The sequence below is a fragment of the Isoptericola sp. NPDC056573 genome, assembly GCF_042793335.1.
GTDB lineage: Bacteria > Actinomycetota > Actinomycetes > Actinomycetales > Cellulomonadaceae > Isoptericola.
Genome location: NZ_JBHTUY010000003.1, coordinates 22,071 through 43,658 on the forward strand (window position 1 = coordinate 22,071; position 21,588 = coordinate 43,658).

Annotated in this window: 19 protein-coding genes and 1 riboswitch; of the genes, 7 read left to right on the forward strand and 12 right to left on the reverse strand. The window is 74.2% G+C overall.

Translation table 11 applies throughout. The features are described 5' to 3' along the window. Positions 1 to 146: 146 nt before the first annotated feature. Positions 147 to 1,511, reverse strand: coding sequence for an ABC transporter substrate-binding protein (locus ACFQ8E_RS05220; RefSeq protein ID WP_430549522.1), 1,365 nt, complete (start codon positions 1,509 to 1,511; stop codon positions 147 to 149). Between the two features lie 598 nt (positions 1,512 to 2,109). Continuing rightward, positions 2,110 to 2,197, forward strand: a riboswitch (ZMP/ZTP riboswitch). 40 nt (positions 2,198 to 2,237) lie between these two features. On the opposite strand from ACFQ8E_RS05220, the gene glyA reads away from it, so the two are divergent. From glyA to ACFQ8E_RS05235, 3 genes are all read left to right on the forward strand, one after another. Beyond that, on the forward strand, positions 2,238 to 3,521 hold the full coding sequence (gene glyA / locus ACFQ8E_RS05225) for a serine hydroxymethyltransferase (RefSeq protein ID WP_430549523.1): 1,284 nt from the start codon (positions 2,238 to 2,240) through the stop codon (positions 3,519 to 3,521). Next, a complete protein-coding gene (locus ACFQ8E_RS05230; protein ID WP_430549524.1) occupies positions 3,518 to 4,378 on the forward strand; it encodes a bifunctional 5,10-methylenetetrahydrofolate dehydrogenase/5,10-methenyltetrahydrofolate cyclohydrolase in 861 nt (286 codons plus the stop codon). The genes glyA and ACFQ8E_RS05230 overlap by 4 nt, the downstream gene beginning before the upstream one ends. 85 nt (positions 4,379 to 4,463) lie before the next feature. Beyond that, a complete protein-coding gene (locus tag ACFQ8E_RS05235; RefSeq protein WP_430549525.1) occupies positions 4,464 to 5,327 on the forward strand; it encodes a polyphosphate kinase 2 family protein in 864 nt (287 codons plus the stop codon). A gap of 3 nt (positions 5,328 to 5,330) precedes the next feature. Here ACFQ8E_RS05235 and ACFQ8E_RS05240 read toward each other — a convergent pair whose 3' ends face one another. After that, positions 5,331 to 6,740, reverse strand: coding sequence for a glycosyltransferase family 2 protein (locus ACFQ8E_RS05240; RefSeq protein WP_430549526.1), 1,410 nt, complete (start codon positions 6,738 to 6,740; stop codon positions 5,331 to 5,333). Then, positions 6,737 to 8,128 carry a non-hydrolyzing UDP-N-acetylglucosamine 2-epimerase gene (gene wecB, locus ACFQ8E_RS05245; RefSeq protein WP_430549527.1) on the reverse strand — a complete coding sequence of 464 codons (1,392 nt, stop codon included), beginning with the start codon at positions 8,126 to 8,128 and terminating at the stop codon, positions 6,737 to 6,739. Before wecB ends, ACFQ8E_RS05240 begins: the two co-directional genes overlap by 4 nt. 126 nt (positions 8,129 to 8,254) lie before the next feature. Here wecB and ACFQ8E_RS05250 point away from each other — a divergent pair, with 126 nt between their 5' ends. Both ACFQ8E_RS05250 and ACFQ8E_RS05255 read left to right on the forward strand, forming a co-directional pair. Further along, positions 8,255 to 8,737, forward strand: coding sequence for a VOC family protein (locus tag ACFQ8E_RS05250; RefSeq protein ID WP_430549528.1), 483 nt, complete (start codon positions 8,255 to 8,257; stop codon positions 8,735 to 8,737). 57 nt (positions 8,738 to 8,794) lie between these two features. Continuing rightward, entirely contained in the window at positions 8,795 to 9,616 is an 822-nt protein-coding gene (locus ACFQ8E_RS05255; RefSeq protein ID WP_430549529.1) for an exodeoxyribonuclease III, read from the forward strand. Positions 9,617 to 9,711: 95 nt separating this feature from the next. On the opposite strand, the gene ACFQ8E_RS05260 is transcribed toward ACFQ8E_RS05255, so the two are convergent. From ACFQ8E_RS05260 to ACFQ8E_RS05275, 4 genes are all read right to left on the reverse strand, one after another. Then, positions 9,712 to 11,022 carry an alkaline phosphatase gene (locus ACFQ8E_RS05260; protein WP_430549530.1) on the reverse strand — a complete coding sequence of 437 codons (1,311 nt, stop codon included), beginning with the start codon at positions 11,020 to 11,022 and terminating at the stop codon, positions 9,712 to 9,714. Between the two features lie 121 nt (positions 11,023 to 11,143). Further along, on the reverse strand, positions 11,144 to 12,382 hold the full coding sequence (gene galK / locus ACFQ8E_RS05265; RefSeq protein WP_430549531.1) for a galactokinase: 1,239 nt from the start codon (positions 12,380 to 12,382) through the stop codon (positions 11,144 to 11,146). A 74-nt stretch (positions 12,383 to 12,456) separates the two neighbouring features. After that, the gene (locus ACFQ8E_RS05270) at positions 12,457 to 13,611 is read right to left on the reverse strand and encodes a P-loop NTPase (protein WP_430549532.1); all 1,155 of its coding nucleotides are present in this window, start codon (positions 13,609 to 13,611) and stop codon (positions 12,457 to 12,459) included. Between the two features lie 9 nt (positions 13,612 to 13,620). Beyond that, positions 13,621 to 14,199 carry an AAA family ATPase gene (locus ACFQ8E_RS05275; protein ID WP_430549533.1) on the reverse strand — a complete coding sequence of 193 codons (579 nt, stop codon included), beginning with the start codon at positions 14,197 to 14,199 and terminating at the stop codon, positions 13,621 to 13,623. Between the two features lie 109 nt (positions 14,200 to 14,308). Here ACFQ8E_RS05275 and ACFQ8E_RS05280 point away from each other — a divergent pair, with 109 nt between their 5' ends. Next, complete coding sequence (locus ACFQ8E_RS05280) at positions 14,309 to 15,106, forward strand: maleylpyruvate isomerase family mycothiol-dependent enzyme (protein ID WP_430549534.1); 798 nt, start codon at positions 14,309 to 14,311, stop codon at positions 15,104 to 15,106. Between the two features lie 33 nt (positions 15,107 to 15,139). On the opposite strand, the gene ACFQ8E_RS05285 is transcribed toward ACFQ8E_RS05280, so the two are convergent. Next, a complete protein-coding gene (locus ACFQ8E_RS05285; protein WP_430549535.1) occupies positions 15,140 to 15,643 on the reverse strand; it encodes a DUF1003 domain-containing protein in 504 nt (167 codons plus the stop codon). After that, positions 15,636 to 16,907: a magnesium transporter MgtE N-terminal domain-containing protein gene (locus tag ACFQ8E_RS05290; protein WP_430549536.1), complete on the reverse strand. Its 1,272-nt coding sequence runs from the start codon at positions 16,905 to 16,907 to the stop codon at positions 15,636 to 15,638. Before ACFQ8E_RS05290 ends, ACFQ8E_RS05285 begins: the two co-directional genes overlap by 8 nt. Before the next feature lie 101 nt (positions 16,908 to 17,008). On the opposite strand from ACFQ8E_RS05290, the gene ACFQ8E_RS05295 reads away from it, so the two are divergent. After that, entirely contained in the window at positions 17,009 to 17,806 is a 798-nt protein-coding gene (locus ACFQ8E_RS05295; protein ID WP_430549537.1) for a general stress protein, read from the forward strand. A gap of 78 nt (positions 17,807 to 17,884) precedes the next feature. On the opposite strand, the gene ACFQ8E_RS05300 is transcribed toward ACFQ8E_RS05295, so the two are convergent. The 3 genes from ACFQ8E_RS05300 to ACFQ8E_RS05310 form a co-directional block, all read right to left on the reverse strand. Then, positions 17,885 to 18,835, reverse strand: coding sequence for a hypothetical protein (locus ACFQ8E_RS05300; protein ID WP_430549538.1), 951 nt, complete (start codon positions 18,833 to 18,835; stop codon positions 17,885 to 17,887). 148 nt (positions 18,836 to 18,983) lie between these two features. Next, the gene (locus ACFQ8E_RS05305) at positions 18,984 to 20,543 is read right to left on the reverse strand and encodes an aminopeptidase P family protein (protein WP_430549539.1); all 1,560 of its coding nucleotides are present in this window, start codon (positions 20,541 to 20,543) and stop codon (positions 18,984 to 18,986) included. A 58-nt stretch (positions 20,544 to 20,601) separates the two neighbouring features. Beyond that, positions 20,602 to 21,468: an alpha/beta fold hydrolase gene (locus ACFQ8E_RS05310; RefSeq protein WP_430549540.1), complete on the reverse strand. Its 867-nt coding sequence runs from the start codon at positions 21,466 to 21,468 to the stop codon at positions 20,602 to 20,604. Between the last annotated feature and the right edge of the window lie 120 nt (positions 21,469 to 21,588).

A 21,588-nucleotide genomic window follows, 5' to 3' on the forward strand; every position in this document is an offset into this window, starting at 1 on the left:
GTGGCGGGCGTCGCGGTGGTGCCCTCGGGGGGCGTGGGGGGGGCGGGGGTGGGCTGCTGGGGGGGGGGGGGGGGGGGGGGGGGGGGGGGGGGGGTGGGGGGGGGGGGGGGGGGCGCCCGCACCGCGAGGTCAGGGGAGGGGCCGGATCAGGGCGCGGAGCCCGCCGCCGCGGCCTGCTCCGCCTGGGCGTTCGACTGGTCGAGCAGCTCCTGCATGCGCGGCTGCACCTCGGCGAGGTAGTCGGCCGCCTGCTGCTTGCCGTCGAGCACGGGCTGGATGCCGACCCAGAGCTCGTCGTACCACTCGGCGCCGTAGGTGAACGACGCGGGCATCTCGCGCCCGTAGTCCTCGGCGATGTCGAGGAACTCCTGGCGGTTCTTCGGCTTCAGCGAGTCGTCCTTCTCGACCTCGCCGGCCCACTCCTGCGCCGTGTCGATCCGGTTCGGGATCTGGATGCTGGCGTCGACGAGGGTCTGCTGCGCCGTCTCGTCCGTGGACAGGTAGGTGGCCAGCTTCACGGCGTCCTCGGGCAGGGCGGTCGTGGCGGAGACGCCGATGCCGAGCGAGCCGACCCAGGTGGCCGTCTCGCCGGTCTTGCCGACGGGCCAGGGCATGAGGTCGTACTCGAAGTCGAGGTCGTTGTAGACGCTCATGTCCCACGGGCCGACGGGGAAGAAGCCGATCTCCCCGGCCATGAAGCGCTGGTAGGTGTCGAGGGTCTGCGCCTGCTCGGGGTTCGGGGTGACGCCCTCCTCGGTGAGGTCGGCGATGAACTGGATGGCCTCGGCGAACTCGGGGGTGTCGACGGTGACCTGCGTGTGGTCCTCGTTGGTCCAGTCGCCGCCGTTGCTCCAGACGAAGGACTGCGAGTTCCACTGCACGTTGAGGCCGGTGCCCCACTGGTCGGTCTCGCCGTCGCCGTCCGTGTCCTGGGTGAGCTTCTTGCAGATCTCGAGCCACTCGTCCCAGGTGAGGGGCTCGTCGGGGTCCGGTCGCTCGACGCCGGCCTCCTTCAGCAGGTCGGCGTTGTAGCCGAACGCGAACGGGCCGATGTCCTTGGGCAGGCCGTACAGCTGGCCCTCGGAGGTGCCCTGGGTCGTGCCGTCGAAACGGTAGGAGTCGACGCCGTACGGCCAGATGTTGTCGAGGTCCACCCCCTGCTCGGCGACCTGGTCCGTGATGTCCATGAGGACGCCCGAGCCGACGTAGGACTGCAGGCTGGCCTGCTCGATGTAGAAGACGTCGGGCACCTTGTTGCCCGCGACGGCCGCCTGGAGCTTCTGTGCGTACTGGTCGGCCGAGGTGACGATCATCTTGACCTTCACGCCGGTGTCCTCGGTGAAGCGGTCGATGGCCTCCTGGTAGGCCTTCTTCTCGTCGTCGCCGCCGCGGAACATGAACGTGAGCGTGCCGTCGTCGGCGCCGCTCCCGCCGCCGGAGCCGCAGGCGGCGAGGGTGCTGGTGGCCACCAGCGCGGCGGCGATGCCGGCGATCAGGCGTGACTTCCTCATCACGGGGTCCTCTCGGGGAGATCCGGTCCGCTCCGGCGCGGCGTCGCCCCGATGCGGTTTACATCGATGAAGAGCCATCGACGGCGCCCAATCTGGCACGGCCTCACGGGCGCGGTCAAGTGGCCCAGGTCACGGCCCTGCAACGATGAAGAAGTCGCGGCGGATCAAGGAGGCACGACGATCGTCGAGCCCAGGGCGATGTCGTCCGAGCCCCGGCGAGGTAGTGCGAGCTCCCACCAGGTAGTCCGCGATCCCGCGAGGTAGTTCGATCGGCCGCGAGGTAGTGCGAGCTCCCACCAGGTAGTCCGCGATCCCGCGAGGTAGTTCGATCGGCCGCGAGGTAGTGCGAGTTCCCGCGAGGTAGCTCGGACGTGGGTGTCATCGGAGACGTCTGTCGGCAGATCGACCACTACCTCGTCGGCTCCAGGACTACCTCACGGTGACCCGAACTACCTCGCGGTGACCCGAACTACCTCGCCGAGGTTCGAGCTACCTCGCGGTGACTGCAGCTACCTCGCGGGCGCCCGGGTGCCTCGCCGGCCGTTCGGGGCGCGCGGCGTGCAGGTCTCGACCGGGGCGGAGGGCGCGCTGCTAGGATCGCGAGGGTCGCGACTGGCGTACAGGTGGATCACCACCGGGGAGCGACGCGCTGTGCAGACGACGGGTCGTTCGCCTGGGCCCGGTCGTCGTCCGACACGTCCGTCCGACACAGCTGGAGAACGCCAGATGAGCACTCCCGACCCCACGTTCAACGCGCCCCTCGCCGAGCTCGACCCCGAGATCGCCGCCGTCCTCGAGGGCGAGCTGACCCGTCAGCGCGACACCCTCGAGATGATCGCGAGCGAGAACTTCGTGCCGCGCGCCGTCCTGCAGGCGCAGGGGAGCGTCCTCACCAACAAGTACGCCGAGGGCTACCCGGGCCGCCGCTACTACGGCGGCTGCGAGCAGGTCGACATCGCGGAGAACCTCGCGATCGCCCGCGCCAAGGACCTGTTCGGCGCCGAGGCCGCCAACGTGCAGCCGCACTCCGGCGCGCAGGCCAACGCGGCCGTGCTGCACGCCCTCATCAACGCGGGCGACAAGATCCTCGGCCTCGAGCTGGCCCACGGCGGCCACCTCACGCACGGCATGAAGATCAACTTCTCCGGCAAGCTCTACGACGTCGGCGCCTACGGCGTGGACCCGCAGTCGTACCGGATCGAGATGGACGAGGTGCGCAAGCGCGCCCTCGAGCACCGCCCCGACGTCATCATCGCCGGCTGGTCGGCGTACCCGCGCCACCTCGACTTCGCCGCTTTCCGCGAGGTCGCGGACGAGGTCGGCGCCAAGCTGTGGGTCGACATGGCGCACTTCGCGGGCCTCGTCGCCGCGGGTCTGCACCCGAGCCCGGTGCCGCACGCCGACGTCGTGTCCTCCACGGTGCACAAGACCATCGGCGGCCCCCGCTCCGGCTTCATCCTCAGCAAGGAGGAGCACGCCAAGAAGATCAACTCGGCCGTGTTCCCGGGCCAGCAGGGCGGCCCGCTCATGCACGTGATCGCGGCCAAGGCCGTCGCGTTCAAGGTCGCGGGCACCGACGAGTTCAAGGACCGCCAGGAGCGCACGCTGCGCGGTGCTCAGATCATCGCCGAGCGCCTGTCGCAGGCGGACGTCGCGGAGCAGGGCGTCTCCGTCCTCACCGGCGGCACCGACGTGCACCTCGTGCTGGTCGACCTGCGCCACTCGTCGCTCGACGGCCAGCAGGCCGAGGACCTCCTGCACGACGCCGGCATCACCGTGAACCGCAACGCCGTGCCGTTCGACCCGCGCCCGCCGCGCGTCACCTCCGGCCTGCGCATCGGCACGCCGGCGCTCGCCACCCGCGGGTTCGGCGACGCCGAGTTCACCGAGGTCGCGGACATCATCGCGGTCGCCCTGCGCGACGGCGCGGCGGCCGACGTCGACGGCCTCGCGGCCCGCGTCGCGAAGCTGACGGCGGACTTCCCGCTCTACCCCGGGCTGCAGCAGTGACGGCCCGCCTGCTGCCGGGCAGGCCGGTCGCGGACGCGGTCTTCGCGGACCTCGCCCCGCGGATCGACGCGCTGGTCGCCGCGGGGCACCGCCCCGGCCTCGGCACGATCCTCGTCGGGGACGACTCGGCGAGCGCCGGGTACATCCGGATGAAGATGGACAAGGCGACCGAGCTCGGGTTCACCTCGCCGCACATCCACCTGCCGCAGGACGCCACCCAGGCGGACGTCCTGGCGGCGGTGCGGGAGATCAACGACGCCGACGACGTCGACTCCGTCCTCATCCAGAACCCGACGCCCCCGCAGATCGACTTCGACGCGGCCATGCTCGCGCTGGACCCGGACAAGGACGTCGACGGCCTGCACCCCGTGAACATGGGGCGCCTCGCGCTCGGGATGCCCGGCCCGGTGCCGGCGACGCCGGCGGGGATCGAGACGCTGCTGGCGCACTACGAGATCCCGGTCGCCGGTCGTGAGGTCTGCATCCTCGGCCGCGGCACGACGCTCGGGCGGCCCCTGGCCCTGCTGCTCTCGCAGAAGCGCCCGACGGCGAACGCGGCCGTCACCGTGGTCCACACCGGGGTGCCGGACTGGCCGGAGTACACCAGGCGGGCCGACATCGTGATCGCGGCCGCCGGCGTCCCGGGCATCCTGCAGCCCGAGCACCTGACGCCGGGCGTCACGGTGGTCGGTGGCGGGGTCCGGTACGAGGGCCGCAAGCTGCTGCCGGACGTGGACGAGTCGTGCGCCGAGGTCGCCGGGGCGATCACGCCCCGCGTCGGCGGCGTGGGCCCCACCACGATCGCCATGCTGTTCCGCAACGCGGTGGAAGCCGCGGAGCGCGCCGCGCGGCCGTAGCCCCGCCCCGCACCTCGCGAGCGTCGACCGGGCCCGTCGTCCCCTTGGGGGCGACGGGCCCGGTCGCGTCCGCCATGATGTGCGCATGGTCGCGAGAAGCCAGCGTGGATGGTCGGGCGAGCCGGGCGAGCTCCTGAAGGTGGGGCCGGGGTTCCGGCTCGCGGACGTCGACCCGGACTCCAAGCCCGGGTACGACGGGAAGAAGAAGGACGGCGCCGCCGACCTGCTCGCCGGCGAGCAGGAGCTCGACGAGCTGCAGGAACGCCTGTACGCGCAGAGCCGCGAGGACCCGTCCGCGCCGGCCGTGCTGCTGGTGCTCCAGGCGATGGACTCCGCGGGCAAGGGTGGCATCGTGCGGCACGTCATCGGCGCCACCGACCCGCAGGGCGTGCACCTCGTGGCGTTCAAGAAGCCGACGCCGCAGGAGCTGGCCCACGACTTCCTGTGGCGCGTCGAGAAGGAGGTCCCCGAGGCCGGCTACATCGGGGTCTTCGACCGCTCGCACTACGAGGACGTGCTCATCGGGAAGGTGCGCGAGCTCGCGTCGCCGGACGAGATCGAGCGGCGGTACGGCGCGATCAACGCGTTCGAGTCCGAGCTGGTCGCGCGGGGCACGCGGATCGTCAAGGTCATGCTGCACATCTCGCCCGAGGAGCAGAAGGCGCGGCTCGGCGAGCGGCTGGATCGCCCCGACAAGCACTGGAAGTACAACCCGGGCGACGTCGACGAGCGCCTGGAGTGGCCCCGGTACATGGACGCGTTCCAGACCGTCTTCGAGCGCACCTCCACCGACCACGCGCCCTGGTACGTCGTCCCCGCGAACGCCAAGTGGTACGCCCGCCTGGCGGTCCAGGCACTCCTCCTGGACGCGCTCGAGGACATCGACCCGCAGTGGCCCGCAGCCACGTTCGACGTCGAGAAGGAGAAGGCGCGCCTCGCGGCGTCGTGACCGTCAGGTCGTCGGCGCGGGGTGCTGCTCGGCCTCGTCGGGAAGGTTGGCGTCGAGCGGCTCGCGGTCCGTCTTGGTCCAGCTGCGCCGCCCGGCCAGCTCGCGGACCAACGCCACGGTGACGACCGGCCACAGCAGCCAGGTGTAGAGCATGTATGGGACGAGCCCGAACACCGCCCGCAGGAACGGGTGCCGCCCGGGCTCGGTCGTCATGAGCAGCGTGAGGAAGCTCGGCACCAGCGTGAGCGTCGCGAAGAACACGAGCGACGGCCACCAGCCGGAGACGAACGGGACGCCGCCGAACAGCCAGAACGCCAGCGAGAGCACCAGGCCGAGCCCCATGAGGAGCTGCAGCAGGGGCATGAGCAGGTACGCGACGTGGTCGAGCCGCGCGCCCAGCGACACGGGCGCGCGCAGCGCCCCGCGCAGCAGCGAGAACGCCTGCCAGTTGCCCTGCGCCCAGCGGACGCGCTGCGTGAACAGGCGGCGCAGGCGGGTCACGCCCTGCTGGTCCACGCTCGTCAGCACGGTCTGCCGGCCGAGCCAGCCGGCGCGGATCAGGCGCACCCCGATGTCCTGGTCCTCGGTGAGGCGGTCGCGCCACGGGCCCCGCTCGACGCCGGGCGGCAGGTTCTCCGTGACGACGACGTCGTCCAGCGCGGCGAGGCGCACGTACTGCCCGTTGCCGCCCATGTTCGCCGTCCCCCAGGCGGAGCGCCCGAGCTGGTAGACGTACGCCATCACCCCGAACTCCACGTCCTGGCCCCAGGTGAGGTAGTGCCGGCGGTTGTAGATGCGCACCAGCGCCTGCACGCCGCCCACCCGCTCGTCCGTGAACGCCCCGGCCAGCGCGCGCGGCGCGTCGGCCGGGATGCGCCCGTCGGCGTCGACGACCCCGACGACGACGCGCGTCGTCGGCCAGCCGGCGTACCGGCCGGTGAGGACCTGGTCGTGGACGAACTCCCACGCGTCGTCGAGGCCGGCGGACTTGCCCACGCGGGCGTTCGGCAGCTCGCGGCGCAGCACCTTCAGCTCGGGCACCTCGGCGCGCAGCCGGGCGAGCACCTCGGGGGTGCCGTCGTCGGAACCGTCGTCGACGACGACGATCGCCTTGTGCGTGGCCTGCACGGCGACGAGGCGGCTGACGCTGTCGGCGATCGTCACCTCCTCGTTCAGCGCGGGGACCACGAAGACCCACAGGTACTCGTCCTCCCGCGCCCGCTCGACGGCGCGGCGCTGCCGGCGGCGCTCGAACCACGCGCGCACCACGAGCCACACGATCACCCCGACGGTGACGAGCGTGAGGGCGAGCAGGAACCACATGAGCACCTGCACGCCCACCGGCATGCCGCGGTACGGGTCCCACCAGGGGGCGGTCGCGGCGACCGTCGCCGCCGCTGCGGCGCCGCTCACCCGGCCGCCCCGTCGGCCGGGGCACCGTAGGGGGCGACCGTCGACCGCGGGGCGATGACCACGCCCTCGAGGTCCGCCGGCACGCGGTCCACCGGCGTGGGCTCGCGCACGTACTCCGGCCCGTCGACGGCGTCGGTGCGGTGGAAGCCCGCCCACTCCAGCACCTGGCCGCGCACGAAGCCGGGCCCCGACGTCTGCGGCACGGGGGAGGCGAAGACCAGGTGCTCCAGCGCGTCGACGATGCGCTCCGCGGCGTGCCCGTCCCCGTACGGGTTGGGCTGCCGGGAGAACGCGGCGTGGGCGGCGGGGTCGGTGAGCACGCGGGTGGCGGCGGCGACGATCGTGTCGGCGTCGGTGCCCACCAGCTCGAGGGTGCCCGCCTCGACGCCCTCGGTGCGCTCCGTGGTGGTGCGGGCGACGAGCACGGGGACGCCGAACGCCGGCGCCTCCTCCTGGATGCCGCCGGAGTCGGTGATCACCAGGGTCGACCGCGCCAGCAGACGGGCGAAGGTGTGGTACTCCATGGGCGCCGTGAGGGTCACGGCGTCGACGGCGCCGAGCTCGTCGCGCACGGCCTGTGCGACCCGCGGGTTCGGGTGCACGGGCACCACGAACCGGACGTCCGGGTGGGCGTCGGCCAGCCGGTGCGCCGCCCGCGCGATGCTCGCGATGCCGCCGCCCCAGTTCTCCCGCCGGTGGGCGGTGACGGTGACGACGCGCGAGCTCCCGTCGTCCTCCAGCCAGGCCAGCTCGGGCCGTCCGTACGGCATCTTGCGCGCGGCGGCCCACCGCAGCGCGTCGATGCCGGTGTTGCCGGTGACGTACGTGCGGCCGATGTCGACGCCCTCGCGCACGAGGTTCTGCACGTTGCTCCGGGTGGGCGCGGCGTGGAAGGAGGCGATGCGTGCGACGAGCTGGCGGTTGAGCTCCTCGGGGAACGGCGAGAGCGTGGTCCCCGTGCGCAGGCCGGCCTCGACGTGGAGCACGGGGATGCGCAGGTGGAAGGCGGCGACCGCGGCCGCCGCGGCGCTGGAGGTGTCGCCGTGCACGATGCACGCCGCGGGGTAGTGGTCCTCGCGGACGCGCCCGCTGATCCGCTCGGGCGGAGGGCCGTACCGGTCGGAGACGAACTCGTCCAGCCCGGCGATCACCGACGACGAGAGCTCGTTCAGCGTCAGCCCCGGCCGGCCGACGCCGAGGTCGCCGGCGACCTCGCACCCGGCCTCCTGCAGCACGTAGTCCACGAGCTCCCGGTGCTGCCCGGTCGTCACGACGACCGGGCGCAGGCGCGGATGGTCCTGCAGGCGCTGGATCAGGGGGAACAGCTTGATCGCCTCCGGGCGGGTGCCCAGCACGACCAGGATCTCGGGGCTGACGGGAAGCGGCATCTCTCTACCTTCGTCGAGCGGGGTGCGGGTGCGGCGCGCTCGCACCGATGAGTGACGGTCCGTCCGGCGGTCGGAAGGGTGCACGCACCGGCCGTGAGGGACGGTGCCCGTCAGGAGGGAGCGGCCATGGTGACCGCACGCACGCACCTGTGGTTCGGGAACAACCGCGCGCACGAGGCGGCGGCCTTCTACGCCGAGCACATCCCGGGGTCGTCGGTGGAGTCGGTGCTCACGTCGCCCGAGGGGGTGCCGGGGGCGGAGGCCGGCGAACCGTTCGTCGTCGAGTTCACGGTAGCGGGGCTTCCTGTGACGGGCCTGAACGCCGGCCCGGAGTTCCGGCTGAACGAGGCGTTCAGCTTCTACCTGCGGGTGGACTCGCAGGACGAGGTGGACCGGTACTGGGAGGTGCTCACGTCGGACGGCGGCGAGCCCGGGCCCTGCGGCTGGTGCAAGGACAAGTTCGGCATCTCGTGGCAGGTGATCCCGAAGCAGCTCGAGGAGCTGTCCGGCGACTACACGACGGAGGCGAACCTGCGCACCATGAACGCGATGCTGAAGATGGGCAAGATCGACGTCGCCGGGCTGGAGGCCGCCTACCGCGGGGAGTGACGCACCCGACGCCGGCGCGGCCGTGGGGTGTCGGCGTCCTGTGGTGGGATGTCTGGCGTGCTGACCGTCGCCACCGCCAACGTCAACGGCATCCGTGCCGCCTTCCGCCGCAACATGGACGCCTGGATCGCCGCCCGCACCCCCGACGTGCTGCTGCTGCAGGAGGTGCGGGCCCCCGACGAGCTGGTCCACGAGTACCTCGAGGGCTGGCACGTCGCCCACCTGCCCAGCGACCTCAAGGGACGCGCGGGCGTGGCCGTCGCGTCGCGCCTGCCGCTGCGCGCCGTCCGGACGGGCCTCGCCGCCCACGGCCCGGACGGCGAGCCCGAGCCGCCCGTGGACACCGGCCGCTGGGTCGAGGCCGACGTCGAGCTGCCGGGCGGCGGCCTGCTCACCGTCGTCTCCGCGTACCTCCACTCCGGCTCCAACGCCCCGGGCCAGGAGCACACCATGGCGGCCAAGTACGCCCACCTCGAGAAGGTCACCGCGCGCCTGGCCGAGCTCGCCGCCGCCGAGCACCCCGCCGTCGTGGCGGGAGACCTCAACGTCGCCCACCGGAACGAGGACATCGCGAACTGGAAGGGCAACCTCAAGAGCGCCGGCTTCCTGCCGCAGGAGCGGGCCTACGTGGACCGCTGGCTGGACGAGCTCGGCTGGGCCGACCTCGGCCGCGCGCACGGGGGCGAGGGCCCCGGCCCCTACACCTGGTGGTCCTGGCGCGGGCAGTCGTACGTCAACGACCGCGGCTGGCGCATCGACTACCAGCTCGCCAACGCCGCGCTCGCGTCGCGCGCCGTCAAGGTCGAGGTCGACCGCGCCCCCACCTACGAGGAGCGCTGGTCCGACCACGCCGCCGTCGTCGCGACCTACGACCTGTAGCCCGCCGCCCGCCGTGGCGCGGTGAGCACGATCCTGGCCCTGTTCTGCCACCAGAACAGGGCCAGGATCATGCTCACCGCGGTCGGTGCTACAGGTCAGCGGTGGCCGCGCGGAAACATCGCCCGCTGGACGGCGTCGTGCACGTCGGTGTTGAGCTGCGGCCCGGACAGCCGCTCGGCGCCGGGCCCCTGCGCGGTGATCGGGGTGGCCTCGCCCGTGTGCCCGCCGGTGGTCCAGTCGACGGTGAACTCGAGGTCGGTGCCCGGGACCGGGAAGGGGCCGTCCTCCGCCGTCGCGCCCTCGCCCGACTCGTCCTCCGGGTCGACGTTCTCGATCGCGAGCCCGCCCGTGGCGTGGTCGCCGACGACGAGCACCAGCGTGTCCCGGTGCTTCTTCTGGAAGTCGAGGGCGAGGGCGACGGTCTCGTCGAGCGACCGGCCGGCCTCGACGGTGCGCGTCGCGTTGCTCTGGTGCGCGAACTCGTCGATCGCCTCCTCCTCGAGGAAGAGGAAGAAGCCGTCGCGGTCGCGCTGCAGCACCTCGAGGGCCTTGGCGGCCATGTCGACCAGCGGCACCTCGGGGGCGTAGACGTCCCCCTCGCCCTCGTTCGCCTGCTGGAACATCTCCTCGTTCGCGAACAGCCCGAGCAGCCTCCGGCCGTCGGCGTCCGCGAGCCCCTCGGCGTCGCTCACGTACGTGTACCCGAGCTCCTGGGCCCGCTCGACGAGATTGCCCTCCGTGCCCTTGCTCTGCTCCTCCGGGTCCTCCGGGGGGTTGTCGGGCCACGCGCCGGGCTCGCCCTCCGGGTACCAGAAGTCCTCGCCCCCGCCCAGCAGGACGTCCGGCCGGGACTCCTCCAGGTACTGCCGCGCGATCTCGCTCTGGTCGTACCGGTCGGTGACGTGCGCGCCGAACGCGGCCGGGCTCGCGTCGGTGACCTGCGCCGTCGAGACGAGGCCGGTGGCCTTGCCGGCGCGCTTCGCGTCCTCGAGCAGGGTGGGGACGGGGTTGCCGTCGGCGTCGACGCCGACGGCCCCGTTGAACGTCCGGACGCCCGTGGCGAACGCCGTCGCACCGGCGGCGGAGTCGGTCACGGCCTCCTCGGGGTCGGCGGAGTCCGTCGCGGTCCAGCCGGCCTCGTCCAGGGTGTCCATCACGAGGTGGCCGTCCTTGCCCACGGTCGCGAGGCGGATCAGCTCCCGGGCCGCCAGGCCCATGCCGTCGCCCTGGAGCACGATGACGTTCCGTGCCCGGTCCCTGTCATGCCGTGCGTCGTGTCGTGTGTCGTGCCCGCCGTACCCGCGGTCGTCGTCACCGCCGGCCGTCGCGCCGACTGCCGTCCCCGCGGCGACCATCGCCGTGAGCGCCGCCGCTCCGACGCGGCGCATCGTGGTGCGTGCTGCCATCGCTCCTCCTCGAACGATCGGGCCGGCGGCGCTGCTGCCGCCGGGCCCTCGCACCGTAGGCAGGTGCCCGCGTCACCGGCATCCGGGAGGAGACGTCGCAGGTCGCGGTCGGGCGGCCCGGTCAGGCGGTCCGGCCCGCCGGGGCGGACGGCGGGGCGAGGAGGAAGCCCGGGGCCCGCAGCCCGGCGTCCGCGAACGCCTTGTCGACGCCGTCGGCGACCTGCTCGACCTCGTCGGCCCGCACGAGCGCGATCGCCGAGCCGCCGAACCCGCCGCCGGTCATGCGGGCGCCCAGCGCGCCCGCGGCCAGCGCGGCGTCGACGACCAGGTCCAGCTCGCGGGCCGAGACCTCGTAGTCGTCCCGCAGCGAGACGTGGGACGCGACCATCAGCGGGCCGACCTCGTCCGTCCGGCCTGCCGCGACCAGGTCGCGGAACTGCGCCGTGCGCGCGATCTCCGTGACCACGTGCTGCACGCGGCGGCGCAGCACGCCGTCCGGGTCCTGCGGCGCGAGCGCGGCGAGCGTCTCGTCCAGGCGGGCCGGGTCCACCTCGCGCAGCGTCTCCACGCCGAGGAGGCCCGCCGCGCGCTCGCACGTGGCGCGCCGCTCGGCGTACTGGCCGTCGACGAGGGCGTGCTCCGCCCGGGTGTCGACGACGAGCAGCGTGAGGCCGGCGGCCGCCAGGTCGAACGGCACCGGTGTGCCGGACTCCAGCGGGGACAGCCCGGGCCGCGAGTCGACGAGCAGCGCGTGACCCGCGGTGGCGCGCAGCGACGCGGCCTGGTCCATGCCGCCCGTCGGGGCGCCGGCGATCTCGTTCTCCGCGCGCACGCAGGCCGTGACGAGGGCCGCGCGGCCGGCGTCGTCCCCCGCGAGCCCGAGGCCGCCCGTCTCGTCGAGGGCCACGGCGACGGCGCACTCCAGCGCGGCCGAGGACGACAGCCCCGCGCCGAACGGCACGCACGAGTCGACGACGGCGTCGAAGCCGCGCACCTCGTGCCCGTCCTGCGCGAGCGCCCACGCGACGCCCGCGACGTACGCGCCCCAGCCCGTCACCGCGCCCGGCGCGACGTCGGCCAGTCGCGCCGACCAGACCTCGCCCGGCGCCTGCGCGGACCCGAGGCGCACGACGTCGTCGTCCCGGTGCCGCAGTGCGACGAACGTGCGGTGCGGCAGCGCGGTCGGCAGCGCGAGGCCGCCGTTGTAGTCGGTGTGCTCCCCGATGAGGTTGACCCGGCCGGGGGCGGACCAGACGCCGTCGGGTGCACCGCCGTCGGCGAAGACCCGAGCGAACAGGTCGCGGACGCGGCGCGCCCCCTCGTCGTCGGACCAGGACTCGAGCCACTCGGGCGTGCTCATGGCGGGACAGCTCCTTCGCGGGCGGGACGGCAGGTGCGGGCGCCGGCGCGGCGCCCGGGGGAGGGTATCGCGGGTCAGCCCTGGACGGGGCTGAGGTTCAGCCGCATGCCCGCGAGGCCGCGCGAGCGGCCGGCCAGGGAGCGGGCGACGTCGCGCAGCACGCGCGCCCCGGCGGAGTCCGGGTCGCTGAGCACCACCGGCGTGCCGTCGTCGCCCGCGGCGCGCACCGCGACGTCGAGCGGCACCTGCCCCAGCAGCGGCACCGGCGTGCCCAGCGTGGCGCCCAGCCGGTCCGCGACGCGCTGCCCGCCGCCGGACCCGAACACCTCGAGCCGCGACCCGTCCGGCTGCTCCAGCCACGACATGTTCTCCACCACGCCGACGACGCCCTGCGACGTCTGCGTGGCGATCGAGCCGGCACGCTCCGCGACCTCCGCCGCGGCGGCCTGCGGCGTCGTCACGACGACGATCTCGCTGCCGGGCAGCAGCTGCGCCACCGAGATCGCGATGTCGCCGGTGCCGGGCGGCAGGTCGAGCAGCAGCACGTCGAGGTCGCCCCAGAACACGTCCGCGAGGAACTGCTCCAGCGCGCGGTGCAGCATCGGCCCGCGCCACACCACCGGCTGCCCCGCGGGCACGAACATGCCGATCGACACGACCTTCACGCCGTGCTCGATCGGGGGCAGCAGCATCGAGTCGACGCGGGTGGGCTGGCGGTCGACGCCCAGCATGCGGGGGATGGAGAAGCCGTAGATGTCCGCGTCCACGACGCCGACGCTCAGCCCGTCGGCCGCCATCGCGGCGGCGAGGTTCGCCGTGACGCTCGACTTGCCCACGCCGCCCTTGCCGGACGCGACCGCGTACACCTTGGTCAGGGAGCCGGGCTGGGCGAAGGGGATCACCGGGTCGCCCGCACCGCCGCGCAGCTGCGAGCGCAGCGACTGGCGCTGCTCCGGGGTCATGACGCCGAGCTGCACGTCCACGCCCGTCACGCCGTCGAGCGCCTCGACGGCGGCGGTGACGTCGCGCACCAGGGTGCCCTTCATGGGGCAGCCGGCCACCGTGAGGTCCACCCCCACGGTCACGTGGCCGCCGTCGTGCACGTCCACCGAGCGCACCATGCCCAGGTCCGTGATGGGCCGGCGGATCTCCGGGTCGACCACCGACGTCAGGGCGGTGCGGACGCGGTCGGTCAGCGGTGCGGAGCCGTCGGGGGAGCCGGAGGTCATGCCTCGATCCTAGGTGCGGCGGGCGGTGACGCCGGTGCGTCGTGGGTCACGGCCCGACAGCGCCGTCGTCACCCGGAGGGCCAGCGCACCGACGTCGACCGGGAGGGTCGTGTCCTGCCGCACCACCGGGCCGAGGGCGAGCGGCGCGGCCGCGGCGGACCAGGCCGCCCACTCGGCGGTCAGGTCGCGACGGTCGGCGTGCACGGGGTGGCGGCCCGTGCGGGCCTCGTAGCGCGCGCGGGCGACGTCGGGCGGTACGTCGCACCACACCTCGACGACGGCGTCCGCGCCCGCGACCGCGAGCCCGCGCAGCACGTGGTCCAGGTCGCGGGGCCGGAACCACCACGACTCGACGACGACGCGCGGCAGCGGCGCCGCGGCCAGGCGCCACACCGCCTCCATGGCCGCCGCCCCGACGGCGGGCGCCCCGACCAGGGACGGGGCGCCCGGCCCGACGGCGTCGGCCAGGGCCTCCTTGACGGCGTCCTTCCCCAGCCACGGCGCACCGAGACGCGCGGCGAGCGGGCGCGCCAGCGTCGTCTTGCCCGCCCCGGGCAGCCCGTTGACCAGCACCACCTGCCGCGCCACGCCGTCGCCTCCTCCGGCAGTCGACCGAACCCCGCGAGCGGGAGGATACCGGGCAGCGCGACGGCACGGCGTCGCGCGGTCCGAGGTGCCCGGGGCTACGTTGACGTGCATGGACGCCCTGGCCTCCCTGGCACGAGACTCGGCCCTGCTCGTGGCGGCCGTGCGTGCCGCGCCCGCCGACGCCGAGGTGCCGGCCTGCCCGGGCTGGACGGCCCGCGACCTGGCCTTCCACGTCGCGTCGGTGCAGGCGTTCTGGGCGTCCGTGGTGGGCCGCGAGCCGGGTGCCGGCCTGCCGGGCGCCGACGTCGTCCCGCTCGAGCGGCCCACGGACGACGCCGCCCTCGTGGGGCTGGTGCACGACGCCACGGCGCACCTCGTCGCCGCGCTCGCGGGCCGTGACCCGCGCGAGCCGTGCTGGTCCTGGCACCCGGACGGCCACACGGTCGGGTGGGTGGCACGGCGCCAGCAGCACGAGGCGCTCGTCCACCGCGTCGACGCCGAGCAGGCGGCCGGCGGCCGGGTCACGCCGCTCGACCCCGACGTCGCGGCGGACGGCGTCGACGAGGTGCTCGACGTCCTGCTCGGCGGGCACCCGGCCTGGACGGCGTTCGCCCCGGCGGGCGGCACCGTCGCCGTCGTCGTGGACGCCCACGGCGAGGCGCCGCACCGCTGGGACGTCGAGCTCGGGCGGGTGCGAGGGACCGGGCCGGAGTCCGGCCGGGAGTACGACGTGCCCGCCGGGCGGCTGGTCCCGCCCGACGGCGAGCCTGACGCCGTCGTCGCCGGCGCCGCCGCGGACCTCGACCTGTGGCTGTGGGGCCGCGGCGGGTCCGGGGGGCTGCGCGTCACCGGCGACGCCGGGGCCGTGGACGTGCTGCGCGCCGCCGCCGTCGACGCCATGCAGTGACGGGTGCGGAGCCCGGGGAGCGACGCCGCCCCGTCAGGACGAGGCGTCCCGGCTGCGCTCGGACTCCTTCTCGTCCAGCTCCTCGAGCAGGTTCCGGATCTCCGAGCGGACGAAGTCGCGCGTCGCGACCTCGCCCAGCGCGATCCGCAGCGCCGCCATCTCGCGAGCCAGGTACTCCGTGTCGGCGAGGTTGCGCTCCGCCCGCTGCCGGTCCTGCTCGGCGGTGACGCGGTCGCGGTCGTCCTGCCGGTTCTGCGCGAGCAGGATGAGCGGCGCGGCGTAGCTCGCCTGGAGCGACAGCATGAGGGTCAGGGCGGTGAAGCCGTTCGACGCGGAGTCGAACCGCAGCGACTCCGGGCCCCAGGAGTTCCACGCCAGCCACAGCGCGCAGAACACCGTCAGATAGATGAGGAAGCGCGGCGTGCCCAGGAAGCGGGCGATGCCCTCCGTGGCGCGGCCCACCGCGTCCTGGTCCATCTGCGGCCGCGGGATGAGGGTGCGCCGGGCCTCCTTCGGCTGGTCCAGGCGGTCAGCCACGCGGCACCTCCTGGAGGTTCTCGTCGATGTGCTCGCGCCAGTCGTCCGGGAGGATGTGGTCGAGCACGTCGTCCACGGAGACCGCGCCCAGCAGCCGCTTCTCGGTGTCGAGGACGGGCAGCGCGAGCAGGTCGTAGGCCGCCAGCAGGCGGGTCACCCGGCCCACCGGGGCGTCCGGCGTCAGCCACTCCGTGTCCGTGTCGAGCACCGACCCCACGGACGCGTGCGGGGGCTCGCGCAGCAGCCGCTGGAAGTGCGCGACGCCGAGGAACCGGCCCGTGGGCGTCTCCAGCGGCGGCCGCACCACGAACACCATCGACGCCAGCGCCGGCGGCAGGTCCTGCTTGCGGATCTGCGCCAGCGCGGTCGCGATCGACGTCTCCGGGCCGAGGATCACCGGCTCGGTGGTCATGAGCCCGCCCGCCGTGTCCTCGTCGTAGGACAGCAGCCGACGCACGTCCTTCGCCTCCTCCGGCTCCATGAGCTCCAGGAGGCGGGCCGCCTGCTCGTCGGGCAGCTCGTTGAGCAGGTCGGCGGCGTCGTCGGGCTGCATGGCCTCGAGGACGTCGGCCGCTCGTCCCGAGTCCAGGCGGGACACGATGGCGACCTGGTCGTCCTCCGGCAGCTCCTCGAGCACGTCGGCCAGGCGCTCGTCGTCGAGCGCGCTCGCCACCTCGAGACGCCGGGTGTCGCCGAGCTCGTGCAGCACGTCCGCGAGGTCCGCCGGGCGCAGGTCCTCGTACGCCTCCAGCAGCTTCGTGGCCCCCTGCTCCTGGGTGGAACCGGCGAGCCCCGTGACCGCGTCGACCGGCACGACGAGCGTCTCCCCGCGCCGGCGCAGCGACAGCCCGCGGGAGGGCTGCTTGCGGCGCACGAAGAGCTGGTCCACCAACCAGTCGCCCGTGCGCTGCCGCGTGATCGACAGGTCCTCGACGGTGGCCTCGCCGGAGCCGTCGGCGAAGCGGACCGTGCGGTCCAGCAGCTCGCCCAGCACCAGCGACTCCATCGCCCGCTGCTCGAACCGGCGCATGTTGAGCAGGCCCGTCGAGATCACCTGGCCCGCGTCGATCGCGGTGACCCGCGTCAGCGGGAGGAAGACGCGCCGGCGTCCTGGGACCTCGACGACCAGCCCCACCGCGCGGGGCGCGCCCTTGGCGCGGATCAGCACGACGGCGTCGCGCACGCGCCCCACCTCGTCACCGATCGGGTCGAAGACCTGGGTGCCGGCGAGCCGTGCCACGAAGACCCTGGTTGCCGCGCTCACGTCGGTCAGCCTACGCGGGGCGGGCCCGTCGGTCCTGGTAGCGGGCGTGCGGCGAGGACGGTGTGGTGGTGCAGGGGCCACGACTGGGCCAGACTGGGCGAATGAGCTTCAGCCGCCCGAACGCCGTGCCCCGCGTCCCGACCCTCCCGGCGGGGGACGAGGTCGCCGCGTACGACACGTACCTCGAGGCCCAGCAGGCCGTCGACTACCTGTCGGACCACAAGTTCGCCGTCGAGCACGTGACCATCGTCGGCACCGACCTGCGCATGGTCGAGCGGGTCACCGGGCGCCTCTCGTACGGCCGGGTGGCGCTCGCGGGCGCCCTGTCGGGTGCGTGGTTCGGCTTCTTCGTCGGCCTGCTGCTGAGCCTGTTCGGCGGCACCGGCATGGGCGGCGTGCTGCTCGTCGGCATCGGCCTCGGTGCGGGCTTCGGGCTGCTCTTCTCCGTGCTCTCGTACGCGCTGACCGGCGGGCGCCGCGACTTCACGTCCTCGTCGCAGATCGTCGCGTCGACCTACGCGATCCTCTGCGCGGCGGAGCAGGCCGGCGAGGCGCGGTCCATGCTCCGGGAGTCCCCCGGCGGGCTGGGCAAGGCCCGGCACGGTGCGACCGCCGCGACCACCACCCCGACCCCGCCGGTCGGCGCGCCCGCCGCCGGCGCCCCCGCCGCCCCCGCGGCCCCTGCCGCGCCGCGCACTCCCGACCCGCGCTGGACCACTCCCAGCGGCGCCCCGCGGTACGGCGCCATGCGACCGGAGGAGCCGGCCCCGGCGCCGCAGCCCCCGGCCCCGCCGACGGAGCCGCACGCTCCGGAGCAGCAGGGGCAGCCGTCGGGTGCCGAAGGCGCTGAGCCGAAGTCGCCGGAGCAGGACGACCCCTACCGCCCGCCCCGGCCCTGATCTCTTCGGCACCGGGTGGATCTGTTCGGTACCTCGACGTGCCGAACTGATCCAGCCAGTGCCGAACTGATAGGTCAGTCAGGGCGGCGGAGGCAACAGCGGATGCGTGCGGAGCTTCCGCCGCAGAGCTTCTGGGAACCTCGCCGCCAGCGCGTTCGCCACCTCACCCAGTCGGGCGTTCCCGACCGCGGTCACCCGGACCGGGTTGACACCGGTGGCGCGGATGGCGTCGAACCGTGCCTTCTCCTGGAGCAGTTCCCGCGCGGCGTCGTGGCCGGGCCGGACACCGCCGTCGCGGTACTTGGCCAGGCCGTCGAACTCCGCGTACACGGACCAGTCCGGCCAGCCGAGGTCGCAGTGGAAGACGCCGCGTGACGTGATGATCGGCGCCTGGGTGACCGGCCGAGGCAGCCCGGAGCGCAGCGCGACATACCGGAGCCAGGTCTCCCACGCGGAGTCGCCGCCTCCGTCTGCGTGATCCAGCACCCACGCCGCCCGCCGGGTGCCGTTGCGCCGGCGCGCGACGGCGGTCACGGCGCGAGACTCCTCCGGGTCGAGCCCTCGCGCCAGGGCGTCGTCCGCGAGGACGAGTGCTTCGAGCGGGTGCATCGAGCGTGCGCAGTCCGCCACGGTGCGGGCCAGGGTGGTGACCGGCAGCCCGTCCCGGACCTCGCGCTGCTCGGGCGGCAGGACCATGAGGTGTCGCCGCAGGTCCTCGGCGGCGCGCCCCGACCGTCGGTAGTCCTGGACCACGTGCGTGGTGGCCGGCGGACGCCACAGACGCAGGCCGTGGAGCATCGCCGCCGTCTCGTGGCTGAACACGTGATCGGCGTCGAGCTGCCGGTGGGCCGCCCGGGCGACCGCCTCGGCGCGTCGTCGCGCCGTGCGGGACCGGTGCTCGTCCCGGGGCTCCTCGCGAAGGCGGTACGCGCCGCGGCGCAGCCGTTCGAGCTCGCCCTCCTGCCTCGCCCGGTCGAGCACATGCCTCTGCAGCTCGCCGGCGAGGACGACCTGGTCGTCATGAACCATGCCGACGAGGGTGCCGGATCGGACCAGGTCCGGACGTCCGCCTGTGGACAAGGTCGGTGGGTCCGGGTTCAGTTCGGCAACGGGTGGATCACTTCGGCATGGTCACGTACCGAACTGATCTACCCGTTGCCGAACAGACAGGGCAGGGTCAGCCCCGCAGGCGGGCCATCCAGGCCTCGACGTCCTCGGGACGGCGGGGGAGCGCGGCCGACAGGTTCTCGTTGCCGTCGGCGGTGACCAGGACGTCGTCCTCGATCCGCGCGCCGATGCCGCGGTACTCCTCGGGCACGGCGAGGTCGTCGGCCTTGAAGTACAGGCCGGGCTCGATGGTGAACACCATGCCGGGCTCGAGCACGCCGTCCAGGTAGAGCTCGCGGCGCGCCTGCGCGCAGTCGTGCACGTCCAGGCCGAGGTGGTGGCTGGTGCCGTGCACCATCCAGCGGCGGTGCTGCTGGCCCTCGGGGGAGAGGGACACCTCGGCGGTGACACCGTCGGGCAGCAGTCCCCACTCCTCGAGGCGGGCGGCGATGACCTCCATCGCGGCGGCGTGGATCTCCCGGAACTTCGTCCCCGGCTTGGCGACGGCGAACGCGGCGTCGGCGGCGTCGAGCACGGCGGTGTAGATGCGGCGCTGCACGTCGGTGAACTCGCCGTCGACGGGCAGGGTGCGCGTGATGTCCGCGGTGTAGAGGGAGTCGACCTCGACGCCGGCGTCCAGCAGCACGAGCTCGCCGGAGCGGACCACGCCGTCGTTGGTGATCCAGTGCAGCGTGGTGGCGTGCTCGCCGGCCGCGGCGATGGTCTCGTAGCCGACGGTGTTGCCCTCGAGCCGGGCGTGCGCGTCGAACGTCGTCTCGATGACGCGCTCGCCGCGGCGGTGCGCGACGGCCTTCGGCAGCACCGGCACGACCTGCTCGAAGCCCTCGATGGTGCGGGCCACGGCCTCGCGCAGGTGCTCCAGCTCGAGGGCGTCCTTCACCAGGCGGATCTCGGACGCCGCCTCGACGAGGGACTCGTCGTCCGCCTCCGCCTCGACGCCCGCCTCCTCGCGGATGGCCTCGACGAGCGTCTCGACGTTCTCGTCCGCGCCGGTCACGACCAGCACGCGCACGCCGTCCGCGCCGACGTCCTTGGCGAGCGCGTCGCGCAGCTCGTCGACGTGGCGGGCCTCGACGCCGGTGAGCGTCGTGACGTCGTCGAGCGACGGCCGCGCGCCCACCCAGAACTCGCCGTAGCGCGAGTCGGCGTAGAACTCCTCGGTGTCGCGCGCGGCGAGCGGACGGACGTACAGGACCGCGTGGTGGTGCGTGCCGTTGCCGTTGCCGTCCGGGTCGCCCTCGCCGTCGGCCACGGGGTGCAGCACGAGCACCGCGTCGGGCTCCTGGTCGGTGCCCAGGCCGGTGAGGTGCGCGAACGCGGAGTGCGGGCGGAACCGGTAGTCGGTGTCGTTGGAGCGCACCTTGAGCGGGCCGGCGGGCACCACGAGCCGGGCGCCCGGGAAGCGGGCCGACAGCTTGGCGCGGCGCTCCGCCGTGTAGGGCACGGCCTCGCCGGGCTCGACGCCGAGGTCGGGGCGCTCGCCCCACTGCGAGGTGATGAACGACTTGAACGCCTCCGAGACGGGGCGCTGGGAACGGTTGCTGCCGCGGTCCTCGGTGCTCGCAGGGGCGGCGGGCGCGGTCTCGTCGACGGGGGTGGTGTCGGTCATGCTTCCCAGTGTCCCACCCGCAGGGAGGGCCTGGGACGGCCGTCGGCGGCGGCGCTCGTCACGCGCGCGCGAAGTCGTGCAGCGCCCGCGTGAGCACGCGGTTGAAGGCGTCCGGGGCGTCGGAGTTGACGTCGTGGCCGGCGTCCGGGACGACGACGAGCGCCCCTCGCTCGGCGGCCGCCACGTGCCGCGACTCCTCGAGCCGCATCCGGTCGCGCGCGCCGTTGACGAACCACACGGGCACGCGCAGGGCGCGCGTGCTGGCCACCGACGAGCGGCCCGCGAGGTGGGTGAGCGCGTCGGTGACGATGTCCCAGCCGGGCCGCGGGGCGGCGTCGCCCAGGAGGCCCGCGACCTCGAGACCGCCGGCGGGCGACCGGCCGCCCGCGAGCGCGGTGCGCCAGGCGCGGGCGGCGTCGCGCGCCCCGCGGCGCACCGCCGTCGTGCCGGTGACGGCGAGGTGCGCGACGTCCCGGAACAGGGCGACGGGCTTGCCCTTGGGGTCGGAGCTGCAGCCCGCGGCGACGACGCCGGACAGAGGGGTGGAGGTGGCGGCGGCGGCGTGGTGCGCCGCCCACGCGAGGGAGGTGTACCCGCCGAGCGACAGCCCCACGACGACGATTGGCCGGCCGGCGCCGAACGACCCGGCCGCCTCGTCGAGCACGTCGAACGCCCGCGGCATGGAGAACCGCTCCCGGTGGCGCGCGCCGTGGGCGGGCAGGTCGACGGCGACGGCGTCGTGCCCGGCGTCGCGCACGTGCTCGACCTGCCGTTCCCAGATCGCCGACGACGTGCGCATGCCGTGCACGAAGACGATCCCGGCCCGCTGCGGTGCGGGGTCGGTGCCGGGCTCGGCGGGCAGGGCAGAGGGCAGGGCGGAGGCCAGGGCGGGAGGCAGGGCGACGTCGGCGCTGGGGAGGTTCATCGCGAACGATGGTGCCCTGCCGGTCGGGGCGTGTCGGGGGCGACGGCGGCGGGCGGGGTGGAGAGGTTGTGCCGAGATCTTCACGGGCGCGGTCGGCGGGAGTGTCCGACGTCGCACCGC